The organism is Streptomyces sp. NPDC096012 (assembly GCF_040426375.1).
Lineage (GTDB): Bacteria > Actinomycetota > Actinomycetes > Streptomycetales > Streptomycetaceae > Streptomyces.
This window is the reverse complement of record NZ_JBEOTD010000029.1, coordinates 22,320-42,025: the sequence shown is the minus strand read 5'-3', so window position 1 is coordinate 42,025 and position 19,706 is coordinate 22,320. Positions and strand designations below refer to the sequence as shown.

Sequence of the window (19,706 nt, the reverse complement as noted above, 5' to 3'; positions counted from 1 at the left end):
CCTCCCGGACGCAAGCCACCGCGTGCCGGAGTCGGTTGCGGACCGCGGGCGGAACTCACCGCCGGAGCGGCCCCTCCACCCGTGAGCAGCGCCTGTGAACATCGCCTGCCTCGGCGACGGTTGCGAATCCTCATCCTTTGCGGTGGTGTGACTTCCGTTCGTTCGATTGCCGTTCGGGCCGTGGGCGTCATGGCCGCCGGATCGCCGGTGGCCGGTACGGGCGTGCGGGGGCGGGCTCGCCCGGCTCATCGGGCGTTCACAGGGCAGGTTCGCCGGCGCGCCCGCGCCGATCGTCGTCCGTGAGCGCGATGCGGGCGGCGATCCGCTTGCCCACGGGCTCGCGCCGGGCCTCGAAGCCGTGGACGACGGACATGACGATCTCCAGGCCGTGCCGCCCCACCCGGCCGGGCTCGGCCGCATGCGCCAGCGGCAGGGCCGGATTCGAGTCCCAGACCGCCACCTCGACCAGTCCGCCGGTGATCCACAGGTCCAACAGGACTGGTCCGGGGGCGTACTTGACGGCGTTGGTGACCAGCTCGCTGACCACCAGCCGCGTGACGTCCAAGGCCCGGGCCGAGACCGGCATGCCGTGTTCCGACCGCGCCCGGTCCAGGAAGCGCGCCGCCCGTCGTCGTGCCTCGGCGATGCAACCGCCGCCGCCGTCGAACGCCGTCGTGGTCCGCATCGGCGCGGGGGCCGGTGCGGAGCCGTCGCCGGGCGCCGCCGCGTCGCCGCCGCCGGAACAGGGCACGGTGGCGGCGCCGGTGCGGGGCACTGCCACCGTGGTAGCCGTTGTCGAAACCTTCACTCCGCTGCGTCTGCCCGTCTTTCCGCTCGCCATGCCCGCCCCGGCGACTCCGATCGATCGGCGGGCGGGGGTCAGTGGTCGGTGAGGAGCCCTTCGCGCAGCCGCTTCAGCGTGCGGGACAGCAGACGCGAGACGTGCATCTGCGACACACCCAGCCGCTCACCGATCTGCGCCTGCGTGCACTCCTCCACGAAACGCAGATGCAGAATCAGCCGGTCCCGCTCCCCCAGCTCCGCGATCAACGGCGCCAGCGCATGGAAATCCTCCACCAGCCCCAGCGCCGCATCCTCCGCCCCGATGAAGTCCCGCAGCGCACTCTCACCCTCCTCACCAGCACCGATCGCCGCGTCCAGAGAAGCGGAGTTGTACCCATTGGCCGCCAACCGGGCCTCCACCACCTCCTCCTGCGACAGACACATCAGCTCCGACAACTCCCCCACCGTCGGCGTCCGCCCCAACCGACTCCGCAACTCCTCCGTCGCCCGCGCCAACTGCACCCGCGCCTCCTGCAACCGCCGCGGCACATGCACCGCCCACGACGTGTCACGGAAGAACCGCTTGATCTCCCCCACGATGTACGGCACCGCGAACGACGTGAACTCCACCTCACGCGTCAACTCGAAACGATCGATCGCCTTGATCAAACCGATCATCCCGACCTGAACGATGTCCTCCATCTCCTCCGGCCCACGACTACGGAACCGGCCCGCCGCAAAACGCACCAACGACATATTCATCTCGATCAGCGTGTTCCGCGCATACTGGAACTCCGCCGACCCCTCCTCCAGCACCGCCAGCTGATCGAAGAACACCCGCGACAACTCCCGCGCGTCCTTCGGAGCCACCCTCGAAGGATCAGCCACCTCGGGCAACCCCACCGCCGCCCCCATCCCCTGGCCCGCCACGGTCAGCGCCGTCATGATGTCCCCTCCCGGTTGGTACGCCGTTACTCTCGTGCGACTTTCACGACGAGAGCGCGTCTACCCCCGCCCACGCTGCGCATTCCCGCCCCGCGCCGACCGTTTCGGAAAGGTCTCGGGTCCTCCTTCCGGGGGTGGCATCGCCTTCACGGGGTGTCGGATGCCAGGATGGCGGCATGGAGTGGGAGTCCGGAACGACTGTGCTGATCGCGCGGCACGATCGTATCTTCGAGATCACGGTCTGCGGCGAGGTCGACTATGACGAGTGCGACCTCCTCCGGGCCGCCTGGGCCGAGGCGGACGAGGCCGCCTTGCCGGCCACGGTGGTGGACGTGTCCCGAGTGACATTCGGGGACAGCCAGTTGCTCAGCGCCCTGCTGGAGGCGCAACAGCGCCATCACGCGGGCGGGCGCTCCTTCATCCTGCTGGGGCCGCTGCACGACAGCGTGCTCAGGCTGCTCACCGTCAGCGGAACGCTCGGCCACTTCACCGTCGCCGACTCCCGCGAGGCGGCGCTGCGCACCGCCGGAGACTGACGGATCCGGAGCGGGCACCGGCCGGCCGGCGCGCGAGGCGGCCGGCAACGGCGGCCCGGCCCCGTGTCCCGCCCCGTCAGGTGCGCGCCGTCATCCGCTCCCCCACCTGGCGAGGGCCCGCAGGGCGGCGCTGCGGCCGCGGTTCGGCACCGTCCAGAGGGTCTGGCCCCGTACGCCCCACTGCTCCAGGAGCGCGTCGGCGGCCAGGAACCCGGTCGTCGCCGCCCGTTCCATCAGCGCCACCGGCAGGTCGGTGCGGACCAGGTCGCCGGCCACGACGAGGCGTGGATCGGGGGTGCGGACGGTCGGCCGGTCGAGGTGGCCGCCCACCGGGAACAGCGGGCAGTCGTCGTGCCACTCGTGGCGGGCGTCGACGATCGTGGCCGTACGCGTCTCCGGGTACACCCGGTGCAGTTGCTCGACGAGCCCCTTCTGCGCGACGTCCCGGGGCACGTGCGACGGGGCCGCGTAGGCGTGCAGTTCCACGACGGATCCGCGGTTGCGTCCGGCCCAGCGGGCGGCCTCGTCCTCCCAGCGTTCGAGCACGCTGACGTTGTCGAGGGCGCCGAAGCCGCTGGTCCCGAGGAACCCCGGCCGGTCAGGCGCCACGGGCCGGTCCAGCCACAGGCGGCTGACCAGGAACGGTGGGGCGTTGCGCAGCCGGGCGATCCGCTCGCGCCAGGAAGCGTCGCCCAGGCGGTCCGAACGGGCGACGAGGGAGCGCAGACCGGCGGTGTCCAGGGCGAGTACGACGCTGTCGAAGGACCGCTCGTCCCTGCCCGTGGCGATCCGGTGGCCGCCGTCCGCGACCGGCGTGATCTGCTCGGCCGGTGTGGCGGTGAGCACCTCGGCGCCGTGCCGCCGCAGGTAGTCGGCCAGCGGATCCCACAGAGCGGGGAAGGGTTCGCGGGGCACGTCGAACAGCAGGCCCTCGGCGGAGCCGAGGAAGTAGATGTGGAACATCAGCGCCATCTCGGCCGCCGACAGCTGCCGCGGGTCGGCGAAGAAGCTCCGGGAGAACACCTCGAAGGCCAGATGGCGGGCCTTCGCGGGGAAGCGGACGGCGTCCAGGAGGTCATGGGCGCTGATGTCGTCGAGGCGGGCGTACACCTCGGGGACGCGCACGTCGAGCAGCGGCAGGGCCGCCACCGGATCGAGGGTGCGCAGGTCGCGCAGGGCGAAGGACGGGCTGAGCGCGGCGAATCCGAGCGCGCTCCACGGCGGGGTCCGCGGGACGTGCCGGAAGCTGTCGTGCGCGCCGCCGCCGTGCCGCAGCGGGTAGTCGGGCAGGCCGGTCAGCCGCCGCAGTCCGGGGTCGGTGCGGCGGAGCAGCCCGCGGAGGTTGTAGTACTGCCGGAAGAAGGCGTGGAAGCCGCGGCTCATCGTCACCGTGGTGCCGTCCGCCAGTTCGGTCGGCCAGCCGCCGACGCGCCCGCCGAGGTAGGGCCGGCGTTCGTAGAGGGTGACGGCGACACCGCGCTCGGCCAGCGCGGTGGCGGCGGCGAGGCCGGCGATGCCGCCGCCGACGACGGCGGTCGTGGGGCGGTCGCCGGTGACGCGCCGGACCCCCGGCCGGGCCGGGAGGACGTGGGCGCGCCGGTCGCGGCCCCGGCGGGCGGTGTCGCGGGGCGGGCGGCCGGTCATCGGACGTCCTCGCCGCGCCGGGCGACGAACGTGTGGGTGATGCCCGTCTGCCAGCCGGGCAGCGGCAGGGCGCGGACATGGTCGAAGTGCGCCGCGCGCAGTCGGTCCGCGAAGCGGCCGGCGGTGTCGAAGTCCACGACGCTGCGCCACAGATGGCGGTACAGCGCGCCGTCGCCGAGGAGGGTCGCGGTGGGCTGCACGATGCCCCGGCACACCGCCGTCCACACCGCGCGGTCGGCGCGGCGGCCGCTGAGGGTGTACTCGTGCACCGCGAGCCGTCCGCCGGGCCGCAGCAGTTCGCGGACGGTGGCGAGCACGGTGTCGGGGTCGGCGAGGTTGCGGAAGAGGTAGCCGGCGAACACCGCGTCGAAGGGGCCGGTCACCCCCGCCTCCGCCAGGCGTTCCGCCGGAGTGTGCACGAACGTGACACCGGACGCCCACGGCTTGGCGGCGGCTCGGGCCAGCATGCCGGCGGAGGCGTCCACGGCCGTGACGCGGGCCGCCGGCAGAACCGAGCGGAGCGCGGCGGTGGAGGCGCCGGTGCCGCAGCCGAGGTCCAGCAGCCGCAGGCCCGCGCCGTGTCCCGGCAGGCCGAGCCGGCGTACCGAGCGCCGCAGGTGCGCGTGGTAGCCGGGGTTGGCGGCCACCAGCGTGTCGTAGCTGCGGCTGGCGTGGTCGAAGGCGGCGGTGAGGTCCTCGTCGCGCAGCAGGGTCATGCGGTCTCCAGGGGCGGCTGGTCGGGGCGGGGGTGGTCGAAGGGGCGCCGGGGCAGGGCGGGCAGTTCGAGAGCCGAGCGGAGCATCGGGACGATGGGCGCGTGCAGGCCGACGGCGAGGTCCTCGCGCAGGCGGGTGCGTCCGTCGAGGAAGCGCAGGAGCCGTGGCAGGGGGACCCGGTCGAACAGCCGGCACAGCAGCGCGGGGCCGTCGGCCCGGCCGCTGTCCAGGGTGCGCAGCAGGACGGCGTCCATGGCGCGTGAGCGGGCGGAGTGGGGGTCGGGCGGCTCGGGCCTGCGTCCCTGGCGCAGGGCGGCGGCCACGGCCCGGGTCTGGCGCTGCAGTCCGGCGAACGTGTAGCCGGTGGAGGGCCGGGTGGCACCGCCGGCCGCGCCGATGCGGAACACCGAGGCTCCCACCTGCCGTTGCATGGGGGCGTCCGTCATCGGGATGAGCCCGGTCTCGGTGGCGAGGACCCGGAGGCCGCCCAGCCGCAGCACCTCGTCGGTGTACTGCCGCAGCGCGGCCTCGTAGCCGCTCACGCCGAGCGGCCGGGAGGAGAACTCGGTGTACTCCACGAGCGCCTCGTGCGGTCCCGTGGGCAGGACGTAGCCGAAGGACAGGCCGTGTGCGGGCTGCGGGGTGCGGAAGTCCATGAGGTCGGCGGTGCCGGGGTCGAAGACCGGCCGTGCGGTGCGGACGAACCAGCCGTGGAAGTGCTGAAGGAGGGTGGTGCGGGCGGCCGGCAGGCTGCCCGGGGGGCGGGAGTCGAACACCCAGCGGGCGGTGAGGACGCGTGCTCGGCCGTCCGTGTCGGTCAGCTGGATCCGGGCGCCTCCCCGGACGTCCTCCACCGCCTCGGCCGTCGCCGTCAGGCGCCGCACGTTCGGGCTGTCCGCCAGCCTCCGCCCGACCAGGTCCTCGAGGTCGTCGGACCGGATCATCTTGTACCGCAGCGGAGCGAGGTCTCCCTCGATCGGGTCACCCGTCGGCGGGCGCACCCGCAGCCGGGGCCACCAGGCCGTCACCGCGGCGTCGAAGCGGCCCGCGCCGGGCTCCCAGAAGCACCAGGTCCGGCGTGGTGGGCGCAGCGGCCCCGGCGGCGCGTCCACGAGCAGCACGGACGGCGTCCGCAGCCCCGGCACGTCCCCGGCCAGCCGATGGGCGAGGGACAGTCCGGCGGCTCCCGCGCCCAGGACGGCCACATCCGCGTCGACCACGACGGCTCCCTCCCTGCTTCTCCCGCGCGCACGCACGGCGCGCCTCCCGCGTATTCCCGCCCGTGTGCCCGCCCGGATGCGGATCACCCGGTCCCGGTGACCGGCCGTCCTCGCTGCGGGTGAACATGAAACAGACACGAACTCCCCCCGCCTGCGCACCACGCACCGCACACCTCCGCGTATTCCCACCCGGATGCCCGCCCGGATGCGGGTCACCCGGTCGCGGCGACCGGGCGTCCTCGCTGCGGGTGAACGGGAAACAGACACGAACCTCCCCCCGCCTGCGCGCCACGCACCGCACACCTCCGCGCAATCCCGCCCGTGTGCCCGCCCGGATGCGGGTCACCCGGTCGCCGCGACCGGCCGTCGTCGCTGGGGGTGAACGTGGAACAGACACGGACGAATGTGGAAGACACATCGTCACAAGGCGTGCCGCCCGCCCCGGCTCACGCCGCCACCGCGTCCGGTGCGCGCTGCATCCGCGTCCGGCACGCGTCGCGACCGTGTCCGGCACACGCTGCATCCGTGTCCGGCGCCCGAGCCGAAGACGTGGCTGACGGTGGTCCGTGACGACGAGAGGAACCGGGATGCGTCCCACGCAGGCGAAGGAACACCACGCGGCAGCGCCGCCGCCCGTCCCACGCCTGGTGCCGGTGCCGGGATCGCCCGCTCGGGCGCACGAGGCCGACGCCGCGGGCGCAGCCGGGGGTGGCGCGAACGGCGGGAGGGGCGGGGCCGATCCGCTCCTCCCGCCGGGAATCGGTGAGGCGCGTGCGGTCGACGCGGACGTGCGCGGGGCCGTCGGCCGGGTGCTCGACCACGTGCTGGCCGACCGCCTCGCCCGCGCCCGCGCCGTGGACGCGCTGTTCGCCGGCGATCTGGCCGAACGGGTCGCCGACTTCACCCGCACGGGTGGCAAGCGCACCCGGTCGCAGCTGCTGTGGTGGTCGCTGCGCGCCTGCGGCGGCCCCGTGACGCTCGCGCCCGCCCTGCGCGTCGGCGCGGCGCTCGAACTGCTGCAGACCTGCGCCCTGGTCCACGACGACGTGATGGACGGGGCGGAACTCCGCCGGGGCCGGCCCGCGCTGCACGCCGGACTGCGTGACCGGTACGCGGATGCGGCGTCCTCCCGCCGGGCCGGGCGGTTCGCGGAGGCCGCCGGGATCCTGGCCGGGGACCTCGCGCTCGCCTGGGCCGACGACCTCGTGGCCGAGACGCCGTTCGATCCGACGACGGCGCGCGCGGTGCGCCGCCTGTGGAGTGACATGCGCACGGAGATGGTGGCGGGTCAGTACCTGGACGTCCACGGACAGATGGCACCGGGGTACTCGCTGCCCCGCGCGTTGCGCGCGGCCTGCCTGAAGAGCGCCCTGTACTCCGTCGAACGGCCCCTGGCGCTCGGCGCCGCCCTCGCCGGCGCCGACGAGGTCACGACGCGGGCGCTGTGCTCCGCCGGCCGCTGTGTCGGCATGGCGTTCCAGCTGCGCGACGACCTGGACGACGTCTTCGGCGATCCCCGGCGGACCGGCAGGCCGTGCGGCTCGGACGTCCGCGAGGGCAAGCCGACGTATCTCGCCGCTCTCGCGCGGGCCCGGGCCGAAGCCGCCGCCGACGGGCACGCCCTGGCCGTGCTGCGGCGGTCGCTCGGGGACGGCGCCCTGACCTGGGAGGGCCTCGACGAGGTGCGCGAGGTGCTGGTGCGCACCGGCGCCCGGGCCGCGGTGGAGACCGCGATCGGCCGGTTCGTGGCGCGCGGGCTGCGTCACCTCGACCGCGCACGGCTCGCCCCGGACGGTGCGGCCCGGCTGCGCCGGATGCTCGGCGGCGTCGCGGACGGCACGTCCCCCGAAGGCGGTCCCGAGCGCGGCGCACCGAGTGCGTCCGCGTCGGTGTCCACGTCCGCCTCCACGTCCACGTCGGCTTCCACGTCCACGTCGGCTTCCACGTCCACGTCGGCTTCCGCCTCCACATGCGCTTCCGCCTCCACGTCCACAGACGCTTCCGCGCCCCCGTACGCTTCCGCCGAGCGGGAGGCCCGCCGATGACGCGCGCCCTGCCCGGACGCACCGACCACGTCGTGGTCGTCGGAGCGGGACTCGCCGGGTTGTCCGCCACCCTGCATCTGCTGGGCGCCGGCCGCCGGGTCACCGTCGTGGAGCGCGACCCGCTGCCGGGCGGCCGGGCCGGCCGGCTGGAGCTCGGCGGCTACCGCATCGACACCGGTCCCACCGTGCTGACCATGCCCGACCTGGCCGACGAGGCGTTCGCCGCCGTGGGTGACAGCCTGCACCGGCGCGTCGAGCTGATCCCCCTGCACCCGGCCTACCGGGCCTGCTTCGCGGACGGCAGCCGTCTGGACGTGCACACCGATGCCGAGGCGATGGCCGCGGAGGTGGAGCGGTTCGCCGGGGCCGGTGAGGCGGCCGGATACCGGCGGCTGCGCGAGTGGCTCGTCCGGATCCACCGGGCGCAGATGCGCCGGTTCATCGACGCCAACTTCGACTCGCCGCTGGGCCTGTTGAACGCCGACCTGGTCCGGCTCGCCGCACTCGGCGGCTTCGGCCGGCTCGAGACCCGTATCGGCCGCTTCCTCAAGGACGAACGGCTGACACGGATCTTCTCCTTCCAGGCCCTGTACGCGGGTGTGCCGCCCGCCCGGGCCCTGGCGGCGTACGCCGTCATCGCCTACATGGACACCGTCGCCGGCGTGTACTTCCCCCGGGGCGGCATGCACGCCCTGCCGCGGGCCATGGCGGACGCCGCCGCGGACGCGGGCGCCGATCTGCGGTTCGGGCAGAACGTGACCGGCCTGGAACGCTCGGGCGGGCGGGTCACCGCGGTCCTCACCGACCAGGACCGCCTGCCGTGCGACGCGGTCGTCCTCACCCCCGACCTGCCCGTCGCCTACCGGCTGCTGGGCCGCCCGCCGCGGCGGCCGCTCCGGCTGCGGCACTCCCCGTCCGCGGTCGTCCTGCACGCCGGCACCGACCGCACCTGGCCGGAACTCGCCCACCACACTCTCTCCTTCGGCGCCGCCTGGCGCTCCACCTTCGACGAACTCACCCGCACCGGGCAGCTGATGAGCGACCCCTCGCTGCTCATCACCCGGCCGACCGCCGGCGATCCGGGACTGGCTCCCCCGGGCCGCCATCTGCACTACGTCCTGGCTCCCTGCCCCAACACGGACATCGGACCCGGGGCCGCCGCCTGGACCGATCTCGCCCCGCGCTACCGGGACACGCTGCTCGGGGAACTCCAGCGGCGCGGTCTCGACGGCATCGGGGCCGCCATCGAGCGGGAATGCCTCGTCACCCCGGCCGACTGGCACGCCCAGGGCCATGCCGCGGGCACGCCGTTCTCGGCCGCCCACACCTTCGCCCAGACCGGGCCGTTCCGGCCCCGCAACCTCGTACGCGGCACCGAGAACGCCGTCCTCGCCGGGTGCGGCACCACACCGGGCGTCGGCGTGCCGACCGTGCTGGTGTCGGGGAAGCTCGCCGCGGCACGCGTCACCGGCCTGCCGGGGCGCCCGTCCCCCAGCAAGCGCGCCGCTCCGGCGGCCCGCCCGAAGGAGACCGCCGTATGACCGACCGGGAACTCGACGCGGCCCGGATCACCGATCCGGCGCTGCGCGCGGCGTACCGCCACTGCCGCGCGCTCAACGCACGGCACGGCAGGACGTACTTCCTCGCGACCAGGCTGCTGCCGGTCGAACGCCGGCCCGCCGTGCACGCCCTGTACGGCTTCGCGCGCTGGGCGGACGACATCGTCGACTCCCTCGACCCCGGCGCGGGCGCCGGCCGGCGCGACGCTGTGCTGGAAGACCTGGCGCGGAGTCTGGACCGGGGTCTGCGGGGCGGGCGCACCGACGAGCCCGTGGTGCTGGCCCTGGCCGACACCGCGCGCCGGTACGCCATCGCGCACGCGCATTTCACCGACTTCATGGCCGCGATGCGCTCCGACCTGGTGGTGACCGACTATCCCCGCTACGCCGACCTGTGCGGCTACATGCACGGCTCCGCGGCGGTGATCGGGCTGCAGATGCTGCCGGTGCTCGGCACGGTCGTCCCGCGCGAGGAGGCGGCACCGCACGCCTCCGCGCTGGGCGTGGCCTTCCAGCTCAGCAACTTCCTGCGGGACGTCGGAGAGGACCTCGACCGGGGCCGCGTCTACCTGCCCGCCGACCTCCTCGCGGCACACGGCGTGGACCGGCCGCTGCTGCGCTGGAGCAGGGACACGGGCCGGCCCGACCGCCGTATCACCGCCGCGCTGCGGGAGTTCGAGGCGCTCACCCGCGGGGTCTACCGCCAGGCGGCCCCGGGGGTAGGGATGCTCGATCCGGTGTCGAGACCCTGCATCCGCACCGCGTTCGTGCTCTACGGCGGCATTCTGGACGCCATCGCCAGGGAGGGGTACCCGGTGCTGCACCGCCGGGCCGTGGTGCCGCGTCGGCGCCGTGCCGCGGTCGCCGCCGACGGGCTCGTCCGGGTCATGGCCGCGCGACTGCGCGCCCGCGGCCGGCCCGGGGGCCGGGCGGCCATGGCCGAACGTCCACTGCCCTCCCGCGTCGTGGACGCGGCACCGCGCCCGGCCGTCTCGCCCGTGTCCCCCGCCTCGCCCGTCTCGCGGGAGGTCGTGTGAACGCCCGCGGGCCGGCCGGGCGCGGCCGTCTCCCGCTGTCGCTGCGCAGGCGTGCCGTGCCCTGGGAGCGCCAGCGCCCGACCTGGCGGGAGGCCAGGCCGTCGGTGATCGCCCAGGCACTGAAACGGGCTCAGGCCCGTCCGGCCGGCAACTGGTACGTCGTCGGCGCCTCACGCGACCTGCGATCCGACCGCCCGCTGGGGCGGACGGTCGCCGGGCAGGAGGTGGTGCTCTGGCGCGGCACCGACGGGCGTCCGGTGGCCGGCCCGGGCAGCTGCCCGCATCTCGGAGCGCCTCTGCGGGACAGCCCCGTGCGCCGCGGCACCCTGGTGTGCCACTGGCACGGGCTCGCCCTGGACGGCAGCCCGTGCGCGGGCTGGGCGCCGCTTCCCGCGCACGACGACGGCGTGCTCGTCTGGGTGCGCCTGGACGAGGCCGGTGGCGAGGAACCGCTGCCCGCGCCGGTCGTCCCACGGCGGCCGGAGCTGTCGCGCGCGCTGACGGCCGTCTACGTCGGCACGGGGACGTGCGAGCCCGAGGACGTCGTGGCCAACCGCCTCGACCCGTGGCACGGCGCCTGGTTCCACCCCTACTCGTTCGTGGATCTGACGGTGGTGGGCTCACCCGGCGACCCCGGGGACGGATCCGGGGACGACACGGGTGACGACGCCGGTGACGCCTTCACGGTCGACGTGTCGTTCAAGGTGGCGGGGCGGCTGGTGGTGCCCGTGCGGGCCGAGTTCACGGCACCGGGACCGCGCACCGTCGTCATGCGCATCACCGACGGGGAGGGCGCGGGATCCGTCGTGGAGTCCCACGCCACCCCCCTCGGACCCGACGTGCTGGGCCGGCCCCGTACCGCCGTGATCGAGGCCGTGGTGGCGGCCTCCGACCGGCCGGGCTTCGCGGTGGCGCGCGGGGGCGCGCCGCTGCTGCGGCCCCTGGTGCGCGCGGCGGCCGGACGCCTGTGGCGGGACGACCTCGCCTACGCCGAACGGCGCTGGCTGCTGCGCTCGACCGGACGGTTCCCGGGCTGACGGCGGCCTGCCGGCCGGTGCCCGGTGCTCCCCGGCTGACGGGGGGTGCTCCCCGGCTGTCGGCGGGCTGTCAGCCGATGCCCAGCGTGTTCATGGTGCGCTCCGCCATCCGCTGCTCGCCGAGGGCGTTGGGGTGGACCGGGACGACGTTCTGCCCGAAGAGCAGCGGCTCGATCCACCGCGTGCCGACGGGCTTGCAGGCGTCGTGCCCCTCGGATGCCTGGGCGAAGTCGACGAAGGTGGCCCCGCCCTCCTCGGCGGCGCGCCGGACGACGGCGTTGAGGTGTGCCTGCAGGGCGCGCAGGTACGGCACGTCTCCGGAGGCGATCGGCAGTCTGGCGAAGCAGGAGGGGTCGGCCGTGGCGGGCGTGATCCACGGATAACCGAGGACCGCCACACGGGCGTCGGGGGCCTTGGCGCGGACGGCGCGCAGAGCGGTCTTCAGCGCGGGGTACGTCTTCGCGTCGATCGCGTCCTCGAAGGAGCTGCCGTACCGGTCCTTGCAGGGGCTGCCCCGGCCGCCGCTGAGTACGCCGGCGGTGCCGCAGGACGTGATGGCGTTGATGAAGGTGCCGTTGTCGTTGCCGCCGATCGTGAACGTCACCAGGCCGGTGTCGGGGGTCACCGCGTCGGCCTGGGGGGCGAGCCCGGGGTACTGGGCCTCGGTGAAGTCCTCGGTCTGGGCCGCCCCGCAGGTGACGTCGGTCAGCCGGGCCCCGGTGCGGGCGGCGATGACGTGCGGGTAGTTGGCGGTGGAGCGCAGGCAGAGCAGGTTGCCGGGGTCGACGGGCAGGACCCCGGAGGCGGCGCTGTAACTGTCGCCGAGCGCGGCGTACTTCAGGGGCGGCGCGGCGTGCGCGGGGACGGCGGTGAGACTGAGGGACAGCGCGCCGGCGGCTGCCGAGGCGGCGGTGAGGGCACGGCGCAGGACGGGCATGGGCATGGGCGGTTCCTTCTCGTGGCGGGGACACGGAGCACCTGGGCACGGCGGTGCCCAGGTGCGTGCTGGTACGCGAAGGTGCGGCGGCTCGAGCCAGGGGAGGGCCGGCCGGCGATGCGTGGCGAACGGACGCACGCACGTCGGCGGGTGAAGTGCCGGTCACGGGATTACCGCTGGGTACTACCGATAGGTAATGTGCGGGCGCCGGATCGCCCAGTCAACATTGCCGACCGAACTTATTGAAACGCTCATGCATCCCGCGCGAGCACCTGCCGCTGACGGGCCGTCATTTCCACGGCAGACAGCCACTGTTCCCCGGCGACCGTCGCCCCGGGGCACGGTCGGAGAGCCGCTTTCCCTGGGAGACCGTCACCCGGCGCGCCGTCAGGCGCCGGGGGGCCGGGGCCGGAGGCCGGGGCCGGGGGCCGGGGCCGGAGGCCGGGGCCGGGGGCCGGGGCGTCGCCCAGCGGACGGTTCGCGTGTGCAGGCGGCCGGTCCCCGGTGGCGGCCGCCTGTGCGTCGGCCGCCGTACCGTGCGTGGTCACCGCCAGGAAGACGCCGGTGCGCTGCGGCCGTCCCCAGGGGTCACCGCGGACCCCGAGTGGGCGGCCACGACCGCCATGGCGAGGGGGTGCGGGGACTACAGCGGGGCGCCGACGCCTCCGATGAACAGCGAGGCGTCACCGTGCACGGTGCGGACGGGGCGGCCGGGCGCGAACGGGCGCGGGCCGGGCGTGCCGTGGATCCGGGCCCGCACGGCCGGCCCGTCGGGGCCCGCGACCCGCCGGGAGATCAGCGCGCCCGGCTGGGCGCGTACGTCCGCACGCCCGCGTCCCTCCGTCTCCGGAGCCGCCCCGCGCTCACGGGCGCGTGGGCACCTCGTCGCGTTCCCGGTCGGACCGCGGCCACACGTAGGGCAGGTCGTCGGGTACGCCGGGGAACTCTTTCGCGTAGGTCTCCGGGGCCTTGCGGACGAGGGCGGAGCGGTGGCTGAGGTGGAAGGCCTCGTCGCCGAGCCAGGGCGGCAGCTCACCGGCGGCCGCGAGCGCCTGCTGGTCGCGGACGGGGGCGCCGGGGCGGCATCCGGCGAATCCGGCCACCAGGGAGGCGGCACAGCTGTCCTGGTGGCCCCGGTCCCGCCACACCCGGCAGATCTCCAGGCCGTACCGGACCAGCGCCTCCTCGTATCCGTGCCACATGCGGACGGCCGGGTGCCTGCGCCAGCCGTACCCCGGGACCGTCAGGCCGCGCAGGACCTGCAACGCCTCGACGCGCTGCTTGCCAGGCGCCTGCGGTCCAGGAGCAGCGCGCTGCGGTGGAAGTCGGGATCGGGCAGGAAGGTCTGCATGGTCGCCCTCCTTCGGTGGGGTCCCGGCCGGCGGGAGCGTCCGGCCGGGCCGCGGGGACCGCTCGCCGGTTCACTTCTTCTTGCGGAGGGCGGACGGCCTGTGCACCGCCGAACGGCCGGACCCGGCACTGCGGACCTCGTACCGCGGTTCCCCGGGGGATGCGTCGACCGTGCGGCCGGCGGCCTTCGTCCGGCGGGTGATCCTGCGCTCGACCTTTCCCTCGGTGGTCGTTCCGCGGGTCTTCCAGGTCACCTCGTCGCCCTTGCCCAGCCGTTCGTCCGGGCCCTTCCGGTTCTCGTCGGTCATGACGGTCGTTCCTTTCACCGGTGCGGTCCGGGCTCGCGCTGGGCCGCGGGGCTCAGGGGGTGCGCCCCGTCACGGCCCGGTCGGCCTCGCCCCCGGCACCGAGCAGCCCGGTGGCGACGAAGGGCTCCTCGGCCTCCAGCCGGGGCAGTCTGCGGCGCGAGACGCGCAGCACGACCGGCGGGAGGGCCGCCCGCACCGGCTGGACCAGCCGCAGCCAGGACGGTACGTACACGGCCGTGCGCCGCCGCTCCAGGCCGCGTACGAGCCGTTCCGCGACGACGTCGGCGTCGGTCACCCGGCGGGCCGGCGGGGGCATGGCGGCCCGCAGTTCACGCAGCACGGCGTGCCGGTCCGCGTCGTGCACCATGTCGGTGTCGGTCCAGTTGAGGTAGCCGATGCCCACGGCGACCCGCCGATGGGCCACCTCGGCGCGCAGGGAGTGCGCGAGGGCCTCGGCGCCGGCCTTGGCGGCACAGTAGGCGCTCATCAGCGGGGCGGCGCCCAGCGAGGCCAGGGAGGCGATCTGCAGGTAGTAGCCCGCCGTCGCGTAGAGGTCCGGGAGGAAGGCCATGGCGGTCTGGGCGCTGCCGGTGAGGTTCACGTCGACCACGCGGCGCCAGTCGGCCGGGGCGGTGGTCTCGAAGGGGCCCCCGAGCGCGAGTCCGGCGTTGGCGATCACGACGGAGGGGCGGCCCAGCCGCCGGCGCACCTCGTCCGCGGCCGCCCGCAGGGCCGCCAGGTCGGTCACGTCGACCTCGATCGCCAGGGCGGGGGTGGGCATCATCGCCGCGGTCGCCTCCAGCAGGTCCTTCTCGTGGCCGAGGAGCGCCGGCCGGGCGCCCCGCCGGGCGACCGCGTGCGCGAGCGCGGCGCCCACCCCGCGGGCGGCTCCGGTCACCACGACGGTTCGGTTCCTCAGGGGGCTGCTGGACACGGGTGGGCCTTTCTGTCGTGCGAGGGGCTTTCCGCCGCGGCCGGCCGGGCGCGGTCAGCTCTCCGCGCCCGGGGGCAGGGCCGTGTGGTCGGGGTGGCCGGGGGTGCGGCGGGCTTCCTTCAGCTCCGCCTCGTACAGGTGGTCCCGGCCCTGGGCCAGTTCGGCGACCATGCTGCGCTCCAGCTCCTGGAAGGGCCGGTAGTAGGTGGCGTTGTAGGCCTCGACCACCTGGAACGTCCAGTGACCGGGGATGACGTTGCGGCCCAGGATCTCGGTCTCCACCGTGTCGGCCCACTCGGCGTGCCCGGCCTCGCGCAGGAGCCGTACCGCCCGGTCCAGTTGCAGGTCGGCCCCGCCGGTCAGCTGGTGGAAGCCGTAGAGGTGGCCGCGGGCCCGCTCGGTGGTCTCCAGTGCCTTCGACAACGCGCCGAGGGCTTCGACGGTCTTGTCGTCGACTCCTTCGGGGCGCCGGTGGCGGTGGTCGGGACCGTCCTGGTGCTCGCTCATGCCGCTCTCCGCTCTGTGGCCGGACGCCGCCGAGCCGGCGGACGCTCGTCTGCTGTGAACCCCTTCCCGGTGTGCGGGGCGATCGGATGCGGCATCGGCCGAACGGGGCGGCGCGGGCCGGCGCGGTCAGCGCCTGTGTCCGGTCCGGTCGCGGCGGGTCAGCAGCCGCTGGGCGCGGACCAGTGCGGGTGCCCGGTGCGCGCGCAGTGCGGATCGGGCGGCGTTGGCTCCGGGAGCACCGTGCACACCGCCGCCGGGGTGGGCCCCGGCGGAGGCGAGGAAGAGCCCCGGCAGAGGGGTCTCGGGACGCCCCGTGCCGGGTACCGGCCGGAAGAGGAGCTGCTGGTGGATGTTGGTGGTGCCGCCGTTGATGGCGCCGTCCAGGAGGTTGGCGTCCAGGGCCTGGAGGGTGGGGGGCGCGAGGACGCGGCGGGCGCGGACGCGTGCGCGGAAGCCGGGTGCGAACTGCTCGACCTGCCGTTCCACGCGGTCCGCCATCCGTTCCTGGTCCGCCGGGCGCCACTTACCGGTGATGCCCTCGTCCCCGGCGTCCGCCCGGATGTCGTGCGGGACGTGGGTGTAGGCCCAGGCCGACTCGGTGCCCGCGGGGGAACGGGTGGCGTCCGCGGTGGTCATCTGCCCGAACAGGGCGAAGGGACGGTCGGGCACCTGGTGCATGGCGATCTGGGCCGCGAACCGGGTGAGCTCGTCCATGCCGTCGGCCAGGTGGACCGTCCCGGCCCGGCAGGCCCGCTCGGCCCGCCACGGCACCGGTCCGTCGAGCGCCCAGTCGACCTTGAAGGTGGCGAAGTCCCACTGGAAGCGCCGCAGATCCTCCATGAGCTGTGCGGGCAGGTGCTCGGGTCCGACGAGCTGCTGGTAAAGGACGGGTACGGCCACGTCCGCCAGCACCGCCCGCCGCGCGGTCACCGACTCCCCGGAGGCGGTCCGCACCCCGACGGCCCGCCCGTCGCGCACGGTGACGTTCTCCACCCGCTCGCCGCAGCGCAGCTCTCCCCCGTGCGCGCGCAGCCGCCGCACCAGGGCCTCGGTCAGCGCGCCGGAGCCGCCGACCGGCACGGGGAAACCGTACGTCTGTCCCAGCATCGACATCAGCCAGCCGAAGCCGCCGCTGCCCGCGGACTCGGGGGCGAGGTCCGCGTGCAGGGCGTTGCCGGCCAGCAGCAGCCGGCCGCCCTCGCCGCGGAACTCCTCCTCCCCCATCCGGCGCACCGGAAGGATCAGGGACCGTGCCGCCCGCAGACCGCCCGCGGTCCGCAGGGTGCGGGCCAGCCGAGCCAGGGATCTGACCGGCGGGAACGGGGTGAACAGGGCGTCGAGCAGGTCTTCGCGAACGGTCTGCCACAGGGCGAACAGGCGCCGCCAGGCCGCTCCGTCGCCGGGTGCGAACGCGTCCAGGGAGTCGGCGGTGACGTCGATCCGCCGGTCGAGCACGGCGCACCGGCCGTCGCTCAGCGGATGCGCCAGCACCTGCGGCGCGTGGCTCCAGTGCAGCCCGTGGTCCTCCAGATGGAGCGCGGACAGCACGGGGGAGGCGGCGGCCAGGGGATAGAAGGAGCTGAAGAGGTCGTTGACGAAGTCGGCGTCGACCCCGCGGTCGTGGCGGACCGCGCCGCCCGGTTCCGGTTGTTCCTCCAGTACCTGGACGCTCCATCCCGCGGCCGCCAGGATGTTGGCGGCCACCAGCCCGTTGGGGCCGGCGCCGATCACCACGGCGTCAGGCATGATCGGCTCCGGCACGGCCCGGCACCCGCCGTGCGGCCGCCCGGTCGCGCTCACCGTCCTCGCACGCCGCGGCGAGCCGGGCCAGCATGGCGCGGTGGCGCAGCTGGATGAGCGCCTCGAACCCCGCGTTGTGCAGCATGCCGCCCGCGCCCTGGAGCGGGTGCTCGTCCACGATGACCAGGCAGTACCGGCCCCACTCGCGCAGCTCGATGGCGATCCGGGCGGTGCCGAGGAAGCCCGCCTTGGCCTCCAGTTCCAGGACGGAACCCGCACGGCAGCGCCGTACGATCGTCTCGTTGCCGAGCCGGAACGGTCCCAGCCTGATCTCGTACTCGATGGACGCCTCCTCCTGCGGCCACCGGCCGCGCTTGGGCTGCGAGGACGCGGTGCCCACCACCCAGTCCGCATACCGGCTGCCGTCGGCGAGGACCTCCCACACGGCAGCGGGGCTGGCCTTGATCAGTCGATGACGTACCGCCACTCACGCCTCCGGTTGGTCGAGCCGGCGAAGAACCGAACGCCGAGTTCCCCGGCACGCGGTGGATCAACCATCCGGCGCCGGGAGCCGCGGCCGCACAGCCGGCGGACGTCGTGACGAGCGCGCAGACCGAGGACGACTGGGAGGCGGTGGGCCGCGGGGCCGTCCGGAAGGCCGCACTCGCCGGCGCGAGCGAGGGCCGCAACTCTGCGCGGGGCGGCTCCCGCCGTCGTACGAGGCCAACGCCCAGCCCCTTTCCGAACCGGGGGCTCGCCGCGTCAGAACGCCGGCCGGACCTCCCCCACCTCTCGTCCCCCGCCCAGCAGCGGCACCCGGCCGAGCCGCTCCACCACCGGCGCCGTCACGCCCAGCAGTTCCAGTGCGCGTGCCAGGACCGGGCCGAGGGCCCGGGCGGCTCCGTCCTCGACCTTGATGGCCAGAGCGCGGCCGTCGGGCAGGGCGAGGGCCTGGACGGCTTCCGCACCCACCTTGGACAGGGCGCCCGGGATCTCCCGCATCAGCAAGGTGTCGTGGCGGCGGGTGCCCGCGACGTACTCGGGATGGGCGCGCATGGCGTCGGCCACCCGCCGCTCGGGCGTGCCGGGCCCGGCCAGGACGAACCCGCGGAAGGCGCGGGCGAGGCCGGTGAGGCCGAGCGCCATCAGCGGCGCCCCGCAACCGTCCGTGCCGACGGCGGCCACCGGCTCACCGGCCGCCTCCTCCACCACCGTACGGATGAGTCGTTGGAGCGGGTGGTCCGGTTCCAGGTACGACTCCAGCGGCCACTTCCGCAGGGTGGCGGCGGCGAGCATCGCCGTGTGCTTGCCGGAGCAGTTCATGGCCACCCGGTCGCGCCGCCCGCCGGCTGCCAGGTAGGCCTCCTGCTCCTCCTGGTCCAGCGGGAGGGCGGGCGGGCACCGCAGCTGCTCCGGGCTCAGTCCGTGCTCGCGGAGCATGGTGCGCACCAGGTCGCGGTGGAAGGCCTCGCCGGAGTGGCTGGCGGCCGCGAGGGCCAGCCGTTCGCCGTCGAGCGCCACTCCGGCCCGCAGCACGGCCGCCGCCTGCATCGGCTTGTTGGCGGAGCGCGGGAAGACGGGGCGGGTCACGTCACCGAGCGCCAGCTCCACCGAGCCGTCGGCGGCGAGCAGCACCAGGCTGCCCCGGTGCCGTCCCTCGACGAATCCGGAACGGACGACTTCGGCGAGGACCGGGCTGGCGGCGGTACCGGCTGCTACGGCGGGGTGAGGCATCGACGGTGACCTTCCGGACGGGCACGGGCGGACATCGGGGCCGACCCGCCCGGCCCGCCGCGTGAAGTGCCGTGATCCGGGGGCGAGCTGAGCAGATCACCCACGAGAACTTCCCCGCCACGGTACCGACAGGCGACCTGCGGGGTGGGGCCGGGGGTGCGGACCGGCCGGCGCGGCCGGCGCCCGCGCCGCAGGGCCGAGCGGGCACCGGTCGGCCCCGGTCGCGACGGGTGCCGCCGGGACCGGGGCCGACCGCTCGGGCCGACCGCAGGGACGACCGGACCGGTCGACCGCGGCCTCCGCCGGACCGACCGGACCGGATCAGCCGGACCCGGCGAACCGGAGCGGATCGGCCGGACCCGCCGGACCGGAGCGGATCAGCCGGTCCCGCCGGACCGGAGCGGATCGGCCGGACCCGCCGGGGGGCCGACCGGACCCGCGGGGGGTCGGCCGGCCCCGCGCGTCGGTGTACCGGCCCTGGCGCCGTCGGCCTACCGCGATCCGCGGCACCGCCGGCGGCTGTCAGCCCTGGCGCGCCTTGAAGCGCGGGTTCTTCTTGTTGACGACGAAGACCACGCCGCGGCGGCGCACCACCTGGGCGCCCGGCTTGGACTTCAGCGAGCGCAGCGACCTGCGTACCTTCATGGCTGGGTTCTCCTCGTGCCGGGTCCGGC

At 75.1% G+C, this 19,706-nt stretch carries 18 protein-coding genes and 2 pseudogenes; 5 read left to right on the top strand and 15 right to left on the bottom strand.

The annotated features are described in order from the left end of the window. Positions 1–256: 256 nt before the first annotated feature. Both ABVB68_RS25285 and ABVB68_RS25280 read right to left on the bottom strand, forming a co-directional pair. On the bottom strand, positions 257–685 hold the full coding sequence (locus ABVB68_RS25285) for an ATP-binding protein (RefSeq protein ID WP_353603477.1): 429 nt from the start codon (positions 683–685) through the stop codon (positions 257–259). A gap of 194 nt (positions 686–879) precedes the next feature. Further along, positions 880–1,728, bottom strand: coding sequence for an RNA polymerase sigma factor SigF (locus tag ABVB68_RS25280; protein WP_353603419.1), 849 nt, complete (start codon positions 1,726–1,728; stop codon positions 880–882). A 176-nt stretch (positions 1,729–1,904) separates the two neighbouring features. Here ABVB68_RS25280 and ABVB68_RS25275 point away from each other — a divergent pair, with 176 nt between their 5' ends. Then, the gene (locus ABVB68_RS25275) at positions 1,905–2,264 is read left to right on the top strand and encodes an STAS domain-containing protein (RefSeq protein WP_353603418.1); all 360 of its coding nucleotides are present in this window, start codon (positions 1,905–1,907) and stop codon (positions 2,262–2,264) included. 90 nt (positions 2,265–2,354) lie between these two features. Here the strand turns inward: ABVB68_RS25275 and ABVB68_RS25270 are convergent, their stop codons facing one another. Genes ABVB68_RS25270 through ABVB68_RS25260 form a run of 3 tightly spaced genes read right to left on the bottom strand, consistent with a single transcriptional unit; the run spans position 2,355 to position 5,844 of the window. Continuing rightward, positions 2,355–3,908, bottom strand: a complete 1,554-nt coding sequence (locus ABVB68_RS25270; RefSeq protein ID WP_353603417.1) for an FAD-dependent oxidoreductase — start codon at positions 3,906–3,908, stop codon at positions 2,355–2,357. Beyond that, positions 3,905–4,624 (bottom strand): class I SAM-dependent methyltransferase, encoded by a 720-nt coding sequence (locus tag ABVB68_RS25265; protein WP_353603416.1) that lies wholly within the window; start codon positions 4,622–4,624, stop codon positions 3,905–3,907. Before ABVB68_RS25265 ends, ABVB68_RS25270 begins: the two co-directional genes overlap by 4 nt. Next, entirely contained in the window at positions 4,621–5,844 is a 1,224-nt protein-coding gene (locus ABVB68_RS25260) for a lycopene cyclase family protein (protein WP_353603415.1), read from the bottom strand. The genes ABVB68_RS25265 and ABVB68_RS25260 overlap by 4 nt, the downstream gene beginning before the upstream one ends. A 587-nt stretch (positions 5,845–6,431) precedes the next feature. Between ABVB68_RS25260 and ABVB68_RS25255 the strand changes: the two genes are divergently transcribed. The 4 genes from ABVB68_RS25255 to ABVB68_RS25240 are packed head-to-tail and all read left to right on the top strand — an operon-like array spanning position 6,432 to position 11,522. Beyond that, on the top strand, positions 6,432–7,889 hold the full coding sequence (locus ABVB68_RS25255; RefSeq protein WP_353603414.1) for a polyprenyl synthetase family protein: 1,458 nt from the start codon (positions 6,432–6,434) through the stop codon (positions 7,887–7,889). Then, positions 7,886–9,430, top strand: coding sequence for a phytoene desaturase family protein (gene crtI / locus ABVB68_RS25250; protein WP_353603413.1), 1,545 nt, complete (start codon positions 7,886–7,888; stop codon positions 9,428–9,430). Before ABVB68_RS25255 ends, crtI begins: the two co-directional genes overlap by 4 nt. Continuing rightward, a complete protein-coding gene (locus ABVB68_RS25245; RefSeq protein WP_353603412.1) occupies positions 9,427–10,485 on the top strand; it encodes a phytoene/squalene synthase family protein in 1,059 nt (352 codons plus the stop codon). Before crtI ends, ABVB68_RS25245 begins: the two co-directional genes overlap by 4 nt. Next, positions 10,482–11,522, top strand: coding sequence for a DUF5914 domain-containing protein (locus ABVB68_RS25240; RefSeq protein WP_353603411.1), 1,041 nt, complete (start codon positions 10,482–10,484; stop codon positions 11,520–11,522). Before ABVB68_RS25245 ends, ABVB68_RS25240 begins: the two co-directional genes overlap by 4 nt. A gap of 70 nt (positions 11,523–11,592) precedes the next feature. Here ABVB68_RS25240 and ABVB68_RS25235 read toward each other — a convergent pair whose 3' ends face one another. The 10 genes and pseudogenes from ABVB68_RS25235 to ykgO form a co-directional block, all read right to left on the bottom strand. Beyond that, entirely contained in the window at positions 11,593–12,465 is an 873-nt protein-coding gene (locus tag ABVB68_RS25235; RefSeq protein WP_353603410.1) for an SGNH/GDSL hydrolase family protein, read from the bottom strand. Between the two features lie 503 nt (positions 12,466–12,968). Next, positions 12,969–13,258: pseudogene (locus tag ABVB68_RS25230) on the bottom strand (oxygenase MpaB family protein); the annotation flags it as partial. A gap of 64 nt (positions 13,259–13,322) precedes the next feature. Continuing rightward, a pseudogene (locus ABVB68_RS25225) lies at positions 13,323–13,810 on the bottom strand (MSMEG_6728 family protein). A gap of 70 nt (positions 13,811–13,880) precedes the next feature. Beyond that, positions 13,881–14,117, bottom strand: coding sequence for a hypervirulence associated TUDOR domain-containing protein (locus ABVB68_RS25220; protein ID WP_353603409.1), 237 nt, complete (start codon positions 14,115–14,117; stop codon positions 13,881–13,883). A 52-nt stretch (positions 14,118–14,169) separates the two neighbouring features. Continuing rightward, positions 14,170–15,051: an SDR family oxidoreductase gene (locus tag ABVB68_RS25215; RefSeq protein ID WP_353603408.1), complete on the bottom strand. Its 882-nt coding sequence runs from the start codon at positions 15,049–15,051 to the stop codon at positions 14,170–14,172. A 54-nt stretch (positions 15,052–15,105) separates the two neighbouring features. Further along, positions 15,106–15,558, bottom strand: coding sequence for a hypothetical protein (locus ABVB68_RS25210; RefSeq protein ID WP_353603407.1), 453 nt, complete (start codon positions 15,556–15,558; stop codon positions 15,106–15,108). Positions 15,559–15,684: 126 nt separating this feature from the next. Continuing rightward, positions 15,685–17,304, bottom strand: coding sequence for a phytoene desaturase family protein (locus ABVB68_RS25205; protein ID WP_353603406.1), 1,620 nt, complete (start codon positions 17,302–17,304; stop codon positions 15,685–15,687). Next, the gene (locus tag ABVB68_RS25200; protein ID WP_353603405.1) at positions 17,297–17,785 is read right to left on the bottom strand and encodes an SRPBCC family protein; all 489 of its coding nucleotides are present in this window, start codon (positions 17,783–17,785) and stop codon (positions 17,297–17,299) included. The genes ABVB68_RS25205 and ABVB68_RS25200 overlap by 8 nt, the downstream gene beginning before the upstream one ends. A gap of 275 nt (positions 17,786–18,060) precedes the next feature. Further along, positions 18,061–19,032: an asparaginase gene (locus tag ABVB68_RS25195; RefSeq protein WP_353603404.1), complete on the bottom strand. Its 972-nt coding sequence runs from the start codon at positions 19,030–19,032 to the stop codon at positions 18,061–18,063. Positions 19,033–19,554: 522 nt separating this feature from the next. Next, positions 19,555–19,677, bottom strand: coding sequence for a type B 50S ribosomal protein L36 (gene ykgO / locus ABVB68_RS25190; protein WP_353603403.1), 123 nt, complete (start codon positions 19,675–19,677; stop codon positions 19,555–19,557). Between the last annotated feature and the right edge of the window lie 29 nt (positions 19,678–19,706).